Source organism: Alteromonas sp. IB21, from assembly GCF_016405965.1.
In the GTDB taxonomy this organism is placed as follows: domain Bacteria; phylum Pseudomonadota; class Gammaproteobacteria; order Enterobacterales; family Alteromonadaceae; genus Alteromonas.
In genome coordinates this window covers 1-15,633 of sequence record NZ_JAEFCD010000016.1, presented here as the reverse complement: position 1 = coordinate 15,633, position 15,633 = coordinate 1, and the positions used below count along the sequence as shown (strand labels likewise).

Annotated in this window: 17 protein-coding genes; 6 read left to right on the top strand and 11 right to left on the bottom strand. The window is 43.4% G+C overall.

The window, feature by feature from the left end:
• Positions 1-30: 30 nt before the first annotated feature.
• On the bottom strand, positions 31-2,499 hold the full coding sequence (locus JC525_RS11960; RefSeq protein ID WP_198816051.1) for a CHRD domain-containing protein: 2,469 nt from the start codon (positions 2,497-2,499) through the stop codon (positions 31-33).
• Positions 2,500-2,740: 241 nt separating this feature from the next.
• On the opposite strand from JC525_RS11960, the gene JC525_RS11955 reads away from it, so the two are divergent.
• The gene (locus JC525_RS11955; RefSeq protein WP_159120583.1) at positions 2,741-3,343 is read left to right on the top strand and encodes an FMN-dependent NADH-azoreductase; all 603 of its coding nucleotides are present in this window, start codon (positions 2,741-2,743) and stop codon (positions 3,341-3,343) included.
• A 171-nt stretch (positions 3,344-3,514) separates the two neighbouring features.
• On the opposite strand, the gene JC525_RS11950 is transcribed toward JC525_RS11955, so the two are convergent.
• Positions 3,515-4,069 carry a glutathione peroxidase gene (locus tag JC525_RS11950; protein WP_198816050.1) on the bottom strand — a complete coding sequence of 185 codons (555 nt, stop codon included), beginning with the start codon at positions 4,067-4,069 and terminating at the stop codon, positions 3,515-3,517.
• 179 nt (positions 4,070-4,248) lie between these two features.
• Here JC525_RS11950 and JC525_RS11945 point away from each other — a divergent pair, with 179 nt between their 5' ends.
• On the top strand, positions 4,249-6,744 hold the full coding sequence (locus JC525_RS11945) for a prolyl oligopeptidase family serine peptidase (protein ID WP_198816049.1): 2,496 nt from the start codon (positions 4,249-4,251) through the stop codon (positions 6,742-6,744).
• Positions 6,745-6,947: 203 nt separating this feature from the next.
• Here JC525_RS11945 and rrtA read toward each other — a convergent pair whose 3' ends face one another.
• Positions 6,948-7,532 carry a rhombosortase gene (gene rrtA, locus JC525_RS11940; RefSeq protein WP_198816048.1) on the bottom strand — a complete coding sequence of 195 codons (585 nt, stop codon included), beginning with the start codon at positions 7,530-7,532 and terminating at the stop codon, positions 6,948-6,950.
• 112 nt (positions 7,533-7,644) lie between these two features.
• Between rrtA and JC525_RS11935 the strand changes: the two genes are divergently transcribed.
• Together JC525_RS11935 and ggt are read left to right on the top strand one after the other, a co-directional pair.
• Positions 7,645-8,409 (top strand): enoyl-CoA hydratase, encoded by a 765-nt coding sequence (locus JC525_RS11935; protein WP_198816047.1) that lies wholly within the window; start codon positions 7,645-7,647, stop codon positions 8,407-8,409.
• Between the two features lie 14 nt (positions 8,410-8,423).
• On the top strand, positions 8,424-10,181 hold the full coding sequence (gene ggt / locus JC525_RS11930) for a gamma-glutamyltransferase (protein WP_198816046.1): 1,758 nt from the start codon (positions 8,424-8,426) through the stop codon (positions 10,179-10,181).
• Positions 10,182-10,381: 200 nt separating this feature from the next.
• Here the strand turns inward: ggt and JC525_RS11925 are convergent, their stop codons facing one another.
• From JC525_RS11925 to JC525_RS11890, 8 genes are all read right to left on the bottom strand, one after another.
• Positions 10,382-11,173, bottom strand: a complete 792-nt coding sequence (locus JC525_RS11925; RefSeq protein WP_198816045.1) for a PhzF family phenazine biosynthesis protein — start codon at positions 11,171-11,173, stop codon at positions 10,382-10,384.
• On the bottom strand, positions 11,163-11,540 hold the full coding sequence (locus JC525_RS11920) for a DUF3703 domain-containing protein (RefSeq protein ID WP_198816044.1): 378 nt from the start codon (positions 11,538-11,540) through the stop codon (positions 11,163-11,165). Before JC525_RS11920 ends, JC525_RS11925 begins: the two co-directional genes overlap by 11 nt.
• Before the next feature lie 53 nt (positions 11,541-11,593).
• Positions 11,594-12,043 (bottom strand): hypothetical protein, encoded by a 450-nt coding sequence (locus JC525_RS11915; RefSeq protein ID WP_198816043.1) that lies wholly within the window; start codon positions 12,041-12,043, stop codon positions 11,594-11,596.
• 173 nt (positions 12,044-12,216) lie between these two features.
• Positions 12,217-12,549 (bottom strand): hypothetical protein, encoded by a 333-nt coding sequence (locus tag JC525_RS11910; RefSeq protein WP_198816042.1) that lies wholly within the window; start codon positions 12,547-12,549, stop codon positions 12,217-12,219.
• A 101-nt stretch (positions 12,550-12,650) separates the two neighbouring features.
• Complete coding sequence (locus tag JC525_RS11905; protein WP_159120594.1) at positions 12,651-12,935, bottom strand: hypothetical protein; 285 nt, start codon at positions 12,933-12,935, stop codon at positions 12,651-12,653.
• A gap of 134 nt (positions 12,936-13,069) precedes the next feature.
• A complete protein-coding gene (locus JC525_RS11900) occupies positions 13,070-13,495 on the bottom strand; it encodes a hypothetical protein (RefSeq protein ID WP_198816041.1) in 426 nt (141 codons plus the stop codon).
• Between the two features lie 89 nt (positions 13,496-13,584).
• Entirely contained in the window at positions 13,585-13,950 is a 366-nt protein-coding gene (locus JC525_RS11895) for a hypothetical protein (RefSeq protein WP_198816040.1), read from the bottom strand.
• Between the two features lie 560 nt (positions 13,951-14,510).
• Positions 14,511-14,891 carry a hypothetical protein gene (locus JC525_RS11890; RefSeq protein WP_198816039.1) on the bottom strand — a complete coding sequence of 127 codons (381 nt, stop codon included), beginning with the start codon at positions 14,889-14,891 and terminating at the stop codon, positions 14,511-14,513.
• A 155-nt stretch (positions 14,892-15,046) separates the two neighbouring features.
• Between JC525_RS11890 and JC525_RS11885 the strand changes: the two genes are divergently transcribed.
• Both JC525_RS11885 and JC525_RS20120 read left to right on the top strand, forming a co-directional pair.
• Entirely contained in the window at positions 15,047-15,469 is a 423-nt protein-coding gene (locus JC525_RS11885; RefSeq protein WP_198816038.1) for a putative toxin-antitoxin system toxin component, PIN family, read from the top strand.
• Position 15,470: 1 nt separating this feature from the next.
• A partial coding sequence (locus JC525_RS20120; protein ID WP_198816037.1) for a toxin-antitoxin system HicB family antitoxin occupies positions 15,471-15,633 on the top strand: 163 nt, incomplete at its 3' end.

Sequence of the window (15,633 nt, the reverse complement as noted above, 5' to 3'; positions counted from 1 at the left end):
GTGAAACGTAATACGTTTGGCTTACTTCGTTTAGTCGAAGCCTAATGTGATCTGACCGCGAATTTCACCACTTGGAAATGCATCTGAGTGGAAGTTAGTGTAAAGACCACCGTCTGCCATAACACCCATTTGCTCAGCCGTTAACGTTGTATTAGTTGGTACTGACCACATACCATCTGCACCGGCAGTGAGTCCCAATAATACATTACCGTTTGCGCCCGCTTCACCTTCGTGGATATGCGCCATATTCGCTGTCATACCGGTAATAGTTACACTACCTGACAATGCGCCTGTAGACGTGTTAAGGGTAAATGCGCCAGCGCCGCTCGCATCGGTAGTCACGGCAGGTACCTCTTGTTGCCCGTTGGCGATAATGCCGTACACTTCAATGTTGTCAGGCGTGATCTGGCCGCGAATTTCGCCACCAGTAAACGCGGCAGTGTGAACATTGACATAGTGACCGCCTGAAAGTAACTGCGTAGCTGTTGCTTCATCTAGCGTTAGGCTTCCATCTGTCATCCAAACACCAGCTGTTTCTTCACTTTCAACAAGCGCTTCTAGCACAGGGCCATTTACACCGGCGAAGCCAGTATGAATATGTGCCATCGTCGCGTTTTCGATGGTGGTTACCGCTACAAGGGAAACATTATTGTTGGTCGTATCGAAAAGCGCATAGCCAGAGCCCATTGCCATTGTATCGACCGCTGGAACCTCTTGGCTGCCACTTAGTGAAAAAGTAACCACCGCTGTCGTGTCAGGAACAATTTGACCACGTACTTCGCCGCTAGGGTTCGCTGTAGTGTGTACATTTAAGTACCATTCACCATTAGTCAGCGCATCTAAGTTGCTAGGTGATATATTAGTTTCAGCTAAAACATAAGTACCGTTGCCAGCATCAGTGAGTGGGAAAGCAACTGGTCCATTCATACCAATGCCACCATCGTGTACGTGCACACCAGTAACGTCGGTTAGGCCTGAAACATCAACACTCACGCTAAACGCTGGTAGATCTTCGTCAATTTCAACTACTGCTGTTGCAGAAGACGTGGTAGTAACAGCGGGCACTTCTTGAGAACCGCTTAGGCTTACATTATAAGTCATGTCGGCGTTAAAAGCTGGCGGAGGTGGAGCCAGACCATCAAGTAATGCTAGTTGAGGTAAGTCGCCCTCCATAGCACCGTCTAGCGCAATCGCAGTATATATTTCGCCATTTTCTAACGAGAGCACGCCCGTTTCTATCGCCGCTGTTTTGGTGCCTGTTGGCGTAACAGTGACTACATAGTCGCCTTCTGCCAAGCTTACATAGCCCGTCTCAACTAATTCGCCAGTTTGATAAGCAATATCGGCAAAAGCTGGTTCAACTGCATCAATTTCACCATCTGCGGTTACATAAATATCCACGTTGCCTGCTGAAGGTGAAGCGTGAACAATACGCACTTTGGCTTCAGTTGCTACAGAGCGAGGCATATCAACAAGAACATCAAGTTCTGGTGCGGCTAAAACGTTGTTTGCTATGGCGGTATATGACATACCCACTTCTAGCGTCAATTCAGCATCGTCAACTGCCACAACACTATTGTCACTATCAGCTACAACATCGATTAGGTAGTCACCTGCAGCAACAGACAAGTAATCGGTGGTTCGCGGAAACTGAATGCCGTCTACCAGTACAATTTCGTTATTTGCTATAACATCAACCGCTGGCGCGTCACTAATACCATGCACTACGCGGATTTCTGAACCCGCTTCTGCATCCCATATTTTGAAACTGCTATCGCCGTCTGCAGCTAGAAGTGTTACGGGTGAATCACCCGTGCCAACATTGTTAGTTGCGGCTATGAGTAAATCAGCACCGTCGGCTAGGTTTACAGTACCAGAATCATACACAACCGTAGTCTCGCCCGCCGGTGTAATACGAATTTGATAATCGCCCGCAGGCACTTGAATCAAATCTGTTGAGTCAGTAAATTCTGCCGTTACAAGTGGCTGTTCCGCAGTAATATCTGCATCGGGCGCGGTAACATAAATATCAACTGTTGGAGCCATGGATGCTGCATGTACAATTTGTACCTGCGCGTTTCCTGCCTCGACCGCGGTTTCCATGCTGGTTACTGTTAACAATGCCAGTGTCTCGTCGCTAACATTTCCTACGGCAAAAATATCGTAGTTCATATCAGCTTCAAGCGTAACGTCAGCCTGTAATACTTCAGCGTCTTCTCCAGGAAGAATACCTGTTACGCCAATGTCGTAGGTTCCTGTTTCTACTTCAAAACGCGATGAAGCAACTTGATAATCAACATTTTCCAAACCGTTTAGTATGGCATCGTTAGCGGTAATATTAACCATCGGAGCGTCAGATGCTGCGTGAACAACGCGTACATTTGAATACTCGATAACGGGGGCGGGGACTTCAACTACTTCATCATCGTCATCATCAGAGCAACCAATTAGAAATAGTGGTAATATTGAACATGCAAGGAGAGCCTTGGTCCTTCTCATTTTTCGTATCCTCTTAATTGTGTTGTAGCAGACTCGATTACGCTAGGGAATTGTGGGAAGATCATCCTTCTTGCAACATTAACGCAATGTAATGTTTTCATTATTTTTACAATGCGTCTCGAACACGTAAGATCATGTTCTACAAAATAGAACGCACCCTTCATCTTTTTGATATTTTCATTCAATCTAATTGCTCTAATATAACTTCGCATCATCGAAACAACGAATATTGGAGTTCGGCATGAAAAAAGTTTTAGCGATATTTTCCAGCCTTAATGGCAGTGAAGGTAATTCTTCAAAGCTTGCAAACGAGTACCTTTCTAAAATGGGAAAGGATGACTCGGTACGTATCAACCGCGTCGATGTAGCCTCGCTAGCGCTACCTCACCTAACGGGTGAAGAAATGCAGGCTTGGATGACTGAGGCTTCTGAACGAAATGAATCGCAGCAAGCGTTGGCTAAAGTGTCTGACGATATCGTAGAAGCGGTAAAGGAAGCTGATGAGATTGTGTTAGCAGTGCCAATGTATAACTTTGGCATTCCTTCAAGTCTAAAAGCATATTTTGACCGTGTGGCTCGAGCTGGTATAACGTTTAAATATACTGAAACGGGTCCTGTGGGCTTGTTAGAGAATAAATCAGCTACGGTTTTTGCAGCCCGTGGTGGTGTTTATGCAGGTTCAGACTTCGATACGCAAACGCCATACTTAAAACACTTTTTAAATTTCGTTGGCATTAACAATGTAAAATTCGTTTATGCTGAGGGACTTAACATGGGTGAAGAGCAAGCAAACGAAGCTTTTTCAGCTGCAAGTGAAAAAATTATTGAACTTACCAACGGCTAAACACACTAAATTAATGCAGTTAGCTAAAACGTAGGAAGTATGTTTCAGCTAAAAGTGTGTTCCAAGTTGAGTGTGCTTGATTGCCCCGCGTATAACGCGGGGCTTTTTTATGTGCGTTAACATCGTAGACGTTATCAACAGCTCAAAGAGCGCTTATGAACGCAACAATACTTATTCACTTTTTAATAGCGCTTCAACATCAGCAATAAAGGCAGGATCGGTAGGCTTTGTTGAACTAGGGTAGTGAGTGATTTGCTTGCCCGTGCTATCTATCAGGTATTTGTTGAAATTCCAAGATGGCGCTTTGCCAGTAGCAGTTTTAAGCATTTGATACATAGGGTCCGCGTCTTCACCTTTTACCGATATTGGTTCAAACATCGGAAACTTTACGCCGTAGGTTAATTCGCAAAGTTCGGCGGTTTTACCTTCATCATTATCTTCCTGATTGAAATCATGAGATGGAAAACCAAGTACTACGAAATCTTTGTCTTTGTAGTCACTGTAAAGTGCCTCTAAGCCTTCAAACTGTGGTGTATAACCGCAATAGCTAGCTGTGTTAACCACTAACAGCGTTTTGCCACCGTATTCGTTACACAGATTGACCGTTTCTTGAGAATTGAGTTTGCGCTTCATAAATTTAAGTACACTAGGGCATTCATTTGCAAAGCTAGTAGACGTTAAAAAGGTAAGCGTAAGCAACGCCGGTACAAATCTTTTTGCTTTCATAGTGTTTTACCTCGAGAGTTAATTTTTGTTATTTTGAAAGGGTAAGAGACCCAATGTAGACAAACCATAAACGGGGATGCTTTACGTTTGGTTCACTATCACAATCGATGAACGTTAGCGCTTTGATAAATGCTCTGGGTATAATGTTAACGCTTTTTACATAACAACGACTTAAAATAATGAAAAAATATTCTTCTTTACTCATCGCGGCCAGCGTAACGTTTGCGCTTGGTGGATGTGCAAGCACAACGAACGACACGTCAATTACAACAACCTCTTTGCCATTGCCTGCGACGAGTATTCAACAATCGGTCACACCTGATGTAGCGCCGTCAGCCAGCCAAACAAACGGTGAAATCACGCTCAAACAAATCATGTCAGATCCTCAATGGATAGGCGCGCTGCCCGAGGGTATGGGCTGGTCAGTTAATGGCGACAAAATTGTGTTTGAAAGGGAAAAGCAAAATAGTGCACTCAAAGATGTTTATATTGCTGACCTATCAAATCCTGAGAATGTGATTAAAGCGCCGCTATCCGACTTACACAAATATCGTTTCAAAGAGCGCGTAGTAAGGAACGATGGTGTCATCGCTTATTCCTTTGAAGACAGTGTTTATGTGCAATTTACCAATGGCGAAACTGTGCGTATTGCTCGTGGCGGTAACGCACTCTCAACGCTTTCTTTCATGACAGATGGCCGCCTAATGGCGTTAAGTGGTGACCGGTTCATTGCTATCGACCTATCAAACGGCACCCGTGAAGAGCTGTTGAGTTGGAAATTTAGTGACGAGCCAACGGCAGTAGAGCCACCTAAAGATTATATTGCTGAACAGCAACAGTCGCTGGTGGAATACATCAAGCTACAGCGTAAAAACAAAAAAGATAAAGACGATGCAAAAAAAGCACTGGCTGAAAAGAACGACAGCGTTGCACCTTCGCCGTTTTATTTCGACAAGTCGCATCGACTAGCAGGGATCAGTGTATCGCCTGCGGGTAACTTTGCTGTGGTTGCAACTACTGAAAGTAAGCCGACCCGCGATGACAGCGACATCATGCCCCATTACATTCAAGAAGACAGCCGTATCGCGGCAAAGCCGGTACGCCAACGTGTGGCAGATGCAGAATCAGTAAATCACGTACTGTGGCTGCTTAATTTGAAAACAGGTGAGAAGAGTGAACTTAAATACTTTAATTTGCCTGGCTACAATGACGACGTACTTGCAGATGTAAAAGCAGAGAACGCGAAGGCAAGAGGCGAGACTTATGAAGTGAATCGTCTGCCCCGAGATATTACCTTACTGCAAAGCTGGTACTGGACCAAACCTTCGATTCGCTGGCACAAAAACGGTAACGCTGTCGCGGTTATGCTAGAAGCGTGGGACAACAAAGACCGCTGGATTGCGACCGTCGACCTTGCAAATAAAACGCTGGAAAACCAACACAGGCTTCATGACGATGCGTGGGTAAACTATCGTTTCAACGCGTTTGATTGGCTGAATGACAGCGAGACCCTTTACTATCAGTCTGAGCATACTGGCTACTCGCATTTATATATTCAAAAACCTGGTGAGAAGCCTGTCGCGCTGACCAGTGGCCGTTTTATTGTTGACGATTTAACGCTTTCCAACGATGACAACTATATCTACTTTAAAGCTAACATAGAGCATCCTGGTCTTTACGAAGTTTATCGTGCTGATTTAAGTGACAATACCATCGACACCATGACTGATTTGAATGGTATGACCGACTATTCACTTAGCCCTGATGGTAAAAACTTGCTGCTAAGCCATAGCAAAGTTAATAAGCCACAAGAGCTTTATATTAAGCCAGCAGATGAAGCAACAGCAGCAAAGCAGATTACGCGAAGCGCCAGTGCTGAATTTAATGCACTCCCTTGGGCAGTGCCGAATATCGTTGCTATTGACTCATCGCATACCGACGCGCCAATTTACGCTCGCGTTTATCTACCAGAAAATTACGACAAATCAGCACCAAACAAAGCGGTAGTGTTTAACCACGGCGCAGGCTATTTACAAAACGCCCACATGGGGTGGTCTGGGTATTTCAGAGAATACATGTTCCACAGTATGCTAGTGCAGCAAGGCTATGTTGTGCTTGATATGGATTACCGTGCAAGCGCTGGCTACGGGCGTGATTGGCGTACCGCGATTTATCGCCAAATGGGTACGCCTGAAGTGCAGGACTTACGTGACGGTGTGAATTGGTTGGTAGACAACGCAAATGTAGATCGCGAGCGCATAGGCACATATGGCGGATCGTACGGCGGTTTCTTAACCTTTATGTCTATGTTTACCGCTCCTGACCTATTCGCGGCGGGTGCAGCACTCCGTCCAGTAACCGACTGGGCACATTACAACACACCCTATACGGCAAACATTTTAAACACTCCTGATATCGATCCCATCGCGTTTGAGCGTAGCTCACCAATCTATTTCGCAGATGGACTCGAAAAGCCCTTGCTTATCAACGCGCCAATGGTTGATGACAATGTGTTTTTCCATGATACCGTGCGATTGGTGCAGCGCCTTATCGAGTTAGAGAAGGAAGATTTTGAAACGGCGATTTATCCAGTAGAGCCACACGGGTTTGTTCAGCCTAGTTCATGGCTTGATGAATACCGCCGTATCTACAAGCTATTCGAGGAAAATTTATAACTGAAACGGTTAATTCGTGAAAAGCTCAGTGTTTAAAAACAACCGCTTTTCATATCGTATTAGTTTCAAAGGCTACGAAAAAAGGCCCGAATTCAACTGAATTCGGGCCTTTCTATTGTCATTAGCTTTTTCGTTTACGCGCTTTTTATCTACCGTAGGCGGCTGTAATACATGGAAAGAGCGCCGCTGTATAGCAAGGGCGTTTATTTTCTTTTAGCGGTGATAAACATAAGCAAAAAGATAACCATGCCTGTCAGCGCCCCAAATAAATGCGCATCTACCGCAACTTTCGCACCAATAAGGTTTGCTATTTCCTCACTGCTACCATCAATTTGTTCGTATCCCACTTTAATCGCTAAACCGATAAGTAGTAACCAACCCGACTTCATTTTCTCTTTTATATCAACACAGGCGCCCCATGCGAAAATACCGTGTAACGCGCCAGACAAACCTGCGTACCAAATCAGGTCTGGAGAGAAAAAATAAAGCCCGACACTGGTTCCTAAGCAGCACCACACAAAAACCTTTAAGTACAAGCCAATGCGATAATGTTCACCGTGCAGCGCCCACAAAAGCGCGAGGCCCGCTAAATTTAAAACTAAGTGGTAGCCATTGGTGTGAACGATATTTCCGCTGATAATGCGCCAGGTTTCTAAACCTTGGATGGCGTACCGGTCGTAAGCCAAATAGTTGCCAGACATGGGCTCAAAGAAAAATGCAATAACAGAGCATAGCGCTACAAATAAAGGACCAGCGCTATACTTAAGCGAAAACGGCAGTGACATCATCAGTGTTAGTTATTTTTGAATTTCGAATTTGCTGGCTATGATACAGAAATTGCCGACAGGGTGAAAACTGAAGTACACCTAATATAAAATAGACGACAGTAAAGGAGTAATTATGTCTTACATCATTACCGAAAATAATCAGCAGTGCTTAACAATTACACTCAACCGTAAAGAGAAAAAGAATGCATTAACACGGGATATGTACCAAGCAATGGCGAATGCTATTTTGGGTGTTAAAAATGATGGTTCAACAAAAGTGGTTGTCATTAAAGGTGCGGGTGATTGTTTTACTGCAGGTAATGATATAGGCGACTTTGCACAGCAACAAGATCACGCTCAGGTGCCGGAAACCGCAGCGTTTATGCGCGCTCTGGCTGCATGTAACATACCTGTCATCGCGCAAGTTCATGGGTTAGCGGTGGGAATAGGAACTACCTTGCTGCTTCACTGCGATTTTGTTTACGCCACTCCAGATACCCGATTTGTTCTACCGTTCATCAATTTAGGGCTTGTTCCTGAATATGCATCAAGTTATCTTTTGCCTAAGGTTGCAGGGCATATCAAAGCAGCAGAGTGGCTAATGTTGGGCGAACCATTCTCTGCTGCCGACGCATATCAATTCGGAATTTTGACCAAAATTACTGATGCCAATGAAATCGATCAGACAGTTCAAGCTACGGTTGATAAACTCATCGCCAAGCCTTCATTTTCGCTTAGACAAACAAAAGCGCTATTAAAAGGCGATGGAGAGCATATTAATCAGCAAATGAACGAAGAATTTGATATTTTTTTAGAAGCATTGGGTACTACTGCGGCCCAAGAAGCGTTCGATGCGTTTCTTAAAAAACGCCCCATTAACCCCGAAAAGTTTAAATAAGAGGAAAATATATTTTGAGACGCAGTGCTTTGTTCAGAGCTTGGGTAGTTACCTTTGCATTAACTAGCTGTTTTGTTTTTGGTGCGACCGCGAAGCAAACGCGCGAAGTAGGTGAGCCAGAGGCAGCCACAGGCTACATTGAGAAAAAAGCGTTTGAGGCTAACGAATATATGGTCGTAGCAGCAAACCCTTACGCGTCTTGGGCGGGGAAGAATATTTTAGAGAGAGGCGGGAGTGCTATCGACGCGGCCGTGGCTGTCCAATCAATGCTTTCTTTGGTTGAACCACAATCGTCGGGCATCGGTGGTGGCGCTTTCATCCTTTATTGGGATAATAAGAACAAAGTACTTCACACCTTTGACGGCCGCGAAACCGCGCCAAAAGCCGTAAATTCTCATTGGTTCATCGAAGGCAGCAAGCCTATGCGCTGGTTAGACGCCGTTGTAGGCGGTAAATCAGTAGGTGTGCCTGGCGCAGTAAAAGCGTTAGAAATGGCACAGGGAGAGTTCGGTAAGCTACCTTGGAATACGCTCTTCGACGATACGATAAAAACCGCTGAAGACGGCTTTAGAGTGTCACCACGTCTGGCAAAGCTGGTGGCTTTAGACTATCACCCTGGTCTAAAAACTTTTCCTGCAAGCTCGACTTACTTCTTTCCAGCGGGTTTGCCATTAAAAGAAGGCACGGTAAAGAAAAATAAAAAGTTAGCCAAAACATTAAAAGGGATTGCCGAAAAGGGCAGCGACTATCTATTGAAAGGTGAGGTTGCTGAAAAAATCGTTGAAGCAGTGAATAGCGCTGAGATTAACCCAGGTCAGATGACGTTAGAAGATTTAGCAAACTATGAACCTGTAAAACGTGAACCTGTTTGTGGCCTTTATCACGAGAAACGTATTTGCGGCATGGCACCGCCTAGTTCTGGTGGTGTAAATGTTTATCAAATTTTGAAAATGCTAGAAGATTTCAATCTTGGCCAATACGCACCGGATTCGGTAGAGTTTGCAAATCTGTATACCCAAGCGAGCGCGCTTTCGTACGCGGATCGGGAGAAGTTTATTGCCGACAGCGATTTCACCAATCTTCCGTTTGCAGCCATGATCAACACGGCTTACCTAGAGCGCCGTGCTGAGAGTATTGGGGTTGATAAAGCGTGGCGCCGCAAACGCGCGGGAAATCCCTACGCTGATGCGAATGTAGCGCTTGGTACATCAATGGAACTGCCTAACACCTCTCATGTTTCTATTGTTGATAAAGAGGGCAACGCGGTATCGATGACAACTAGCATCGAGTTTATGTTTGGTTCTGGAATCATGGTTGAAGGCTTCCTGCTTAATAATCAGCTTACAGACTTCTCATTTTCGCCGACCAAAGACCGTTTTCCAGTGCCTAACCGCGTTGAGCCTGGTAAGCGCCCGAGAAGTGCCATGAGCCCCACAATGGTGTTCGACAAAGAAGGTAACTTAGAGGTGGTTGTCGGCTCACCGGGCGGCTCTAGAATTGTAAGCTATGTCGCTCAAACCCTAATTGGTGTTTTAGATTTTGGCTTGGATATTCAACAGGCCATCAACCTACCTAAAATCACTAATAGAAACGACTATACGGCGTTAGAGAAGGGTACACCAATAGCTGAACTAGAAGAGCCTTTAAAAGCACTTGGACACAACGTTAAAGTGGTAGATTTAAACAGTGGTCTTCACGGAATACAGTTTAAATCAGGCAAACTGATTGGCGGTGCTGACCCTCGTAGAGAAGGTATTGCTGTAGGGCGCTGATTATTAGGGCTGATACACTGAGAATAAATATGCTGACGTAGTTGCCTTAAAGACAGAAAGCGGAAGGCGTGAAGCCTTCCGCTTTTTTTGGGGTCTGACAGCACGGACTATGTCGCAAGTTTATCGTCAGCGTTTACCTTGGAGTATCTGACTTTTTAGAAAAAGTGCTAACAGAGCCAATTTGGGTAAAATACCAATCATCAAATAGTAATGTAACCTTCAAGGTATGACACGGCTTGGCCTGAAATAAATACACGGTCGCCCGCAACTTCACATCTTAAGGTTCCCCCTCGTTTAGAAGCTTGATAGGCCAAAAGTTTTGTCTTACCTAACTTTTTAGCCCAATAGGGGGCTAGACCAGTATGGATTGACCCTGTTACAGGGTCTTCATCTCCACCGTTTGCCGGCCAAAAGTAGCGTGACACAAAATCAAATTGTGTCCCAGGCGCTGTTACTACTACATCATGGGGCGCGAGTGTTTTAAGTTTTTCGCTGTCTTGTATCACGCTTAACACGTCGTCTTCGTCAGAGTAAACTGCAAAATAAGCTTGACCATTTTTCAATACGCTATCGGGCTTAATAGAAAGACCTGCTAGTAATGCCTCGGGGACGTCATCGACAGGAGTTGGCGTTCTGTTTGGAAAGTCCATTTGAATGAAACCGTCGTCTTTTCTAACGACTCTCATTATTCCCACAGACTCTGCTAAAAGTGTAATGTGCGGTAGTTGATAGTTGTCGCTAAAAATCACAAACGCAGAAGCCAAGGTTGCGTGCCCACAGAAGTCAATTTCTGTAAGCGGGGAAAACCAGCGGATAGCAAATACGCCGTTATCATCTTCAACTAAGAAAGCGGTTTCGGAAAGGTTATTCTCGGCGGCAATTTCCTGCATTTTAGCATCGCTAAGCCACGTTCCAGTGATAACCACCGCGGCTGGGTTGCCTTTAAACCTAACGTTGGTAAAGGCATCAACAACATTTATTTTAATTTTCATACGATCGCGCTTTCTCTATTACTCTTTCAAGCTTAGGTTTAATTGGCATTGCTTTAAATGGACTAACGTTAACTCCGCCTGTATTTCCATGAGGTACAAGCCCGAAAACGGTTTTTGTCGCTGCGCCTATTATTCTAAAGATTTGACCACAAAACTCCCCCAAATCACGCTGCCTAACTGCCCATAAAAGCATCATGACATGTACTTTCACGTGGAGTCGGGTGGAAGCTTGACCAAGAACGTGGGCAGTTTCTAGATGTGCAAAAGCGTCTGCCTCATTGTGTTGAAATTGCTTGTTACGAGCTAACGCCAGTTCGGCTTCGACATAGGGACGAATTTTGCGCGTAAAGTTTATAGATTTAAACATAGGAGAGCACCTTCTTAACAAACCACTTGATTACAGAAACTGAATTTTCGTTCTTAGGCCTGTTCATCTAAAATCGTAAGTTGTGAAATGTCCATCAATCTAATATGCGTTTGATAATAATACTTACTTGTGGGCTTGCCTTGTGATAGCAATCTAATTTTAACTCGCTGCGCTTCACCATTAACAACGATTTTCTTACCGATAAAATAGTTTTGTGGCGGCATTCCATATTTTGCAGACAACTGTGAAATAACGCTAGGAGGTAGCGCTACAGTTACGGCTCGCTGGTCGCGGTAGTCTTCTTCTGTATTCAAATAGACAAACTTCCCTTGACTACCCCCGGCCACTATTTGAAGGGTGTACGTACCTGGAGCACCATTTGGAGCAGAGTCAGCAGCGGCTTTTATAATGTCCATCGTATTAGAGAGCGTATGTGTGCTGTGTGACGTTGTTGAGGTACATCCGACGAGCACTAAGATAAAAACAAAAACAATATGTTTCATACTTTATTTCCTTATAAATATCGATAGTTTTAATGTCTTACGAAAACGGATGAGAAGCAATAGCCGTATGCCTTTTTATTAGTCGATATTAGTTAGCAAGGGGAGTACCTTTTGCATAAAGGTTTGGGGGGCCGTCATTTTTTGACAAGTGATAATGTACTGTTACTTGAAGCCTACAGGTACTTAAGCGACCTAGCCATGGCGCAAGTAAAACAACCTGCACAGATTAAAAAGAAGATCCAATAGCTCTTTACTTTTTGTTTCCCTAGCTCGCTTTTGTGGTTTTTTAGCATGTCAGCTCTAGAACCCTTGAATCGTCCGAAACTATTGATAGCGTATTTTGGCTCATCGGGAAGTGCAACGAAATAATCTTTATAGTTTTGTAAGTACTTTCTAAGTTTGTAAATTTCAATTCCTGTCTTTTCAGCTAAAGCAATTGTGCCTATTCCCTTTGGTTGATGCTGTTCTAGGATTTGTAAAACCTTGTTCAAGTCTTCTAGTTTCATTTTAAGTCCATTTAAAGGTGGTACGTAACATTAGATTTAGCGGTGCGAATACAATGACAGTTTTAGGCCGATGTATCTGCGGATAATGTTACTGTTGGTTGTTATGTTTCACTATTTCTTACAAGGTGCTCTGTACGAATACGATAGTTATCCTCAAACGCAACAATTGCTGCCAATAAAGTCGATACCACTAAAACTGTAATTGCAAATGAAAGCAGTACAGTGCCAGATGTTGCTACAATCGCTAAAGAGCTTAAAACTACCATGCTCGCAAAGAGAAATATAAGGCCCGCAGCAAATGCGAAACACCCTGCGTAAGCTAATACCCGAGCAAGAAGTAACATTAACGGTAGGTTTTTAGAACTTAGATTCTTAAATGGCTTCAATTGAAATTCCTTTTTAAATATAACGACCCGCATAACGGGCACAGATACATAGCCTATAATACCGAGCGAAGCGAAGGGAGCAACCGTGTTTTTATTTCAGCAATCTTGCGAGTGATTTTATGTGTTTATTATCTTCACTTGGCAGAAAATTCTTCAAGAATTCGCATAGTAGGTGCAGGTTTTGAAACCCATTTCCCGTTTTCAATAACCTGAATGGTTTCATTAAAGCCACCTTGCGAATTAAAATAATCTACAACTTCTGCATAAAAATCTTCAATTAACTGGTCTTCTCGTTCACTCGTAGGTGGCAGTCTAAAAGCATCTGTAATAAGCACCTTGTGAGATACATGACCTCTTAGAGCTAATCTAGCTTTTTCAATTTCTCCATTTTCGATATGTCTTAACGCGTATAGCATAAACCTGCCGTTATCTACATGTTCTTTAGTGTAGCTAGCAGAATGCAATGATGTAGTTAAATAAATAGAAGAGAAAAAGCCAAGGCTAAACACAACGATGGTGAAAAGGCCACCAGAAACTCCTATTAAAACTTTAGATTTCATAAATCATCCTTATGAACATAATTTTCCATAACGGGCGCAGATGTGTGGGCATAATGGCGAAGCTGCCTGCGGACGACATAATTTTTTTGTTAGGAGACATCGCTGGATACATCCTTGTTTTTATAACCGACTTTGGTTGCTACAACTATAACGATAATTGAAATTAAATTATCAATGGCTAAGGTAGGGGAAATATAGCTCTTACCTACAACCAGCATAAGTACAAAAGTTGCTATTAACGAACTGCAAAGATACACAACGAAAGCATGAAGGTATGGGCTTATACTTACACCTTTAGCAAGCCACCAATAAATCACAAAGACTACAGCTCCACCGGTGATATACGATGTAACCAAGAAGGAAACATCAGTAGTAGATACGCCACTTCTGCCAAAGACCAAAACCAGAGCCGCAATGATTGATGCTGGCAATAGAATTGATAAAGGAATAAACATAAAAATCCTTTTGTACTGCAACATTCCTCTTGTCTCCTAACGGCCCGCATAACGGGCAAATATACGTAGGCTAAAATAGCGAGCGAAGCGAGTGTTGATGCGATTGTTAGGTGCGTAGCTTGAAACTAATAAAATGTTTCTGCCTATCCAGCGTTATGAAGCTCATAAATACAAATGTAGGCAATAAGATAAGCCATGAACCTTCTAATAAAAAGACTAGCGGCAAATACATTACAGTTGAGAATATTAGTTTTTTAGGGCGTGACCAAGTGACGTAGCTAATTTGAATCCATTTAGGCTCAAGTATCATTATCGCCGCTATACCTAAGCATACCGAGATAACTATAAAAGTGCCTATAGTGATGATGTCCATTTCTATCTCCGGATAGTCTATTAGTTGTATAGTAATTAGTCGACTTGATTTGTCAATTAACAGGAAGTACCTAACACCCAACTTTGGGGCACAAATACGTAGGCTAAAATACGGAGCGAAGCGACGGGAGGCTACGTGTTTGTGTCCCAGCGAACGCAGTGAGCGCCAACAGTTGTTTGTTATGTTTTTACTCTAAAACAACCGGTAAAGTTACGGAAATACCACAACCTTCCCCGTACGTGAATGTTACAAAATGCCTTCTTACAAGCTCGCGGCTGAGTATGTAGGCGACAATATAACTATTTTTAGCTTTAGTCGCGTGTATAGGGATAAAAAATGTTGGATCGTCAATGCTGTCCATTAAGACCGCCCCTATAACATACTCCTTACCTTCCAAAGAGACCGGGATATGAATAGAAATAACAGCTGAGCCTTCTTGAATTTCCGTTTCAAATTCAAACAGTGATTTATATTTTTCCGTTGTCTCAAGTTCTGTTGATGAATCAGAGAAGCATGAAGACGCATGGGAAAAAGAAGTGAAAAGACAAAATAATATAACAGCCTTCATGCTGAAATTCCCCAAAACATAACGCCCTAATTTGGCGGCACAAACGCGTGGGCTATACTGCGAAGCAGAGCCCGCGTGTTTGTATCCCCAACATTTATTTGTTAACTGCCACTGTCAAATTGAAAAATGATAGCATATACGCTAGCATACAAAGTATGAATAAAGTAGTTATTGACACCAGTGTACTTATTAGCGCCCTGATTGGCAAAACAGGCCCAGCCCGTGAAGTGATACGGCGTTGCTTGTTGGGTCAGCTAAAACCGCTGATTAGCACAACCCTATTTTTGGAATACGAAGCAGTTAGTAAGCGAAACAAAATCAAAGAGCTGTGCCCGCTTACCGAGGCCGAAGTGAACGAGTTGCTAGCAGCATTTTTTAGTGTTTGCGAATGGGTGCAAATACATTATTTGTGGCGGCCAAATTTAAAAGATGAAGGCGATAACTTTCTTATTGAACTTGCAGTAGCCGGTAATGCCGAGAGCATTATTACGAATAACCTAAAAGACCTGCGAAATGCGGAATTACAATTTGATGGTTTGAGAGTGTTAGCGCCTGAAGATTATTTGAGAGGAGTTTGATATGTCTACTTTAACCGTACGTTTACCAGACGATAAGCATAATCGATTGAAGGCTTTGGCTGCGCATAAAAAGTTGAGCTTAAACAAATTGATAGAAGAATTGACTACACAAGCGATAGCTGAATTTGATACTGAGGTAAGATTTAAGGCGATTGCTGCTACTG

What these genes read in the sequence shown, in the direction of transcription:
- JC525_RS11895 (WP_198816040.1), bottom strand. Translation starts at nt 13,950, where the DNA reads ATGTTTATTCCTTTATCAATTCTATTGCCAGCATCAATCATTGCGGCT.
- JC525_RS11950 (WP_198816050.1), bottom strand. Translation starts at nt 4,069, where the DNA reads ATGAAAGCAAAAAGATTTGTACCGGCGTTGCTTACGCTTACCTTTTTA.
- rrtA (WP_198816048.1), bottom strand. Translation starts at nt 7,532, where the DNA reads ATGATGTCACTGCCGTTTTCGCTTAAGTATAGCGCTGGTCCTTTATTT.
- JC525_RS11945 (WP_198816049.1), top strand. Translation starts at nt 4,249, where the DNA reads ATGAAAAAATATTCTTCTTTACTCATCGCGGCCAGCGTAACGTTTGCG.
- JC525_RS11955 (WP_159120583.1), top strand. Translation starts at nt 2,741, where the DNA reads ATGAAAAAAGTTTTAGCGATATTTTCCAGCCTTAATGGCAGTGAAGGT.
- JC525_RS11900 (WP_198816041.1), bottom strand. Translation starts at nt 13,495, where the DNA reads ATGAAATCTAAAGTTTTAATAGGAGTTTCTGGTGGCCTTTTCACCATC.
- JC525_RS11910 (WP_198816042.1), bottom strand. Translation starts at nt 12,549, where the DNA reads ATGAAACTAGAAGACTTGAACAAGGTTTTACAAATCCTAGAACAGCAT.
- JC525_RS11890 (WP_198816039.1), bottom strand. Translation starts at nt 14,891, where the DNA reads ATGAAGGCTGTTATATTATTTTGTCTTTTCACTTCTTTTTCCCATGCG.
- JC525_RS11885 (WP_198816038.1), top strand. Translation starts at nt 15,047, where the DNA reads ATGAATAAAGTAGTTATTGACACCAGTGTACTTATTAGCGCCCTGATT.
- JC525_RS11960 (WP_198816051.1), bottom strand. Translation starts at nt 2,499, where the DNA reads ATGAGAAGGACCAAGGCTCTCCTTGCATGTTCAATATTACCACTATTT.
- JC525_RS11915 (WP_198816043.1), bottom strand. Translation starts at nt 12,043, where the DNA reads ATGAAACATATTGTTTTTGTTTTTATCTTAGTGCTCGTCGGATGTACC.
- JC525_RS11920 (WP_198816044.1), bottom strand. Translation starts at nt 11,540, where the DNA reads ATGTTTAAATCTATAAACTTTACGCGCAAAATTCGTCCCTATGTCGAA.
- JC525_RS11935 (WP_198816047.1), top strand. Translation starts at nt 7,645, where the DNA reads ATGTCTTACATCATTACCGAAAATAATCAGCAGTGCTTAACAATTACA.
- JC525_RS11925 (WP_198816045.1), bottom strand. Translation starts at nt 11,173, where the DNA reads ATGAAAATTAAAATAAATGTTGTTGATGCCTTTACCAACGTTAGGTTT.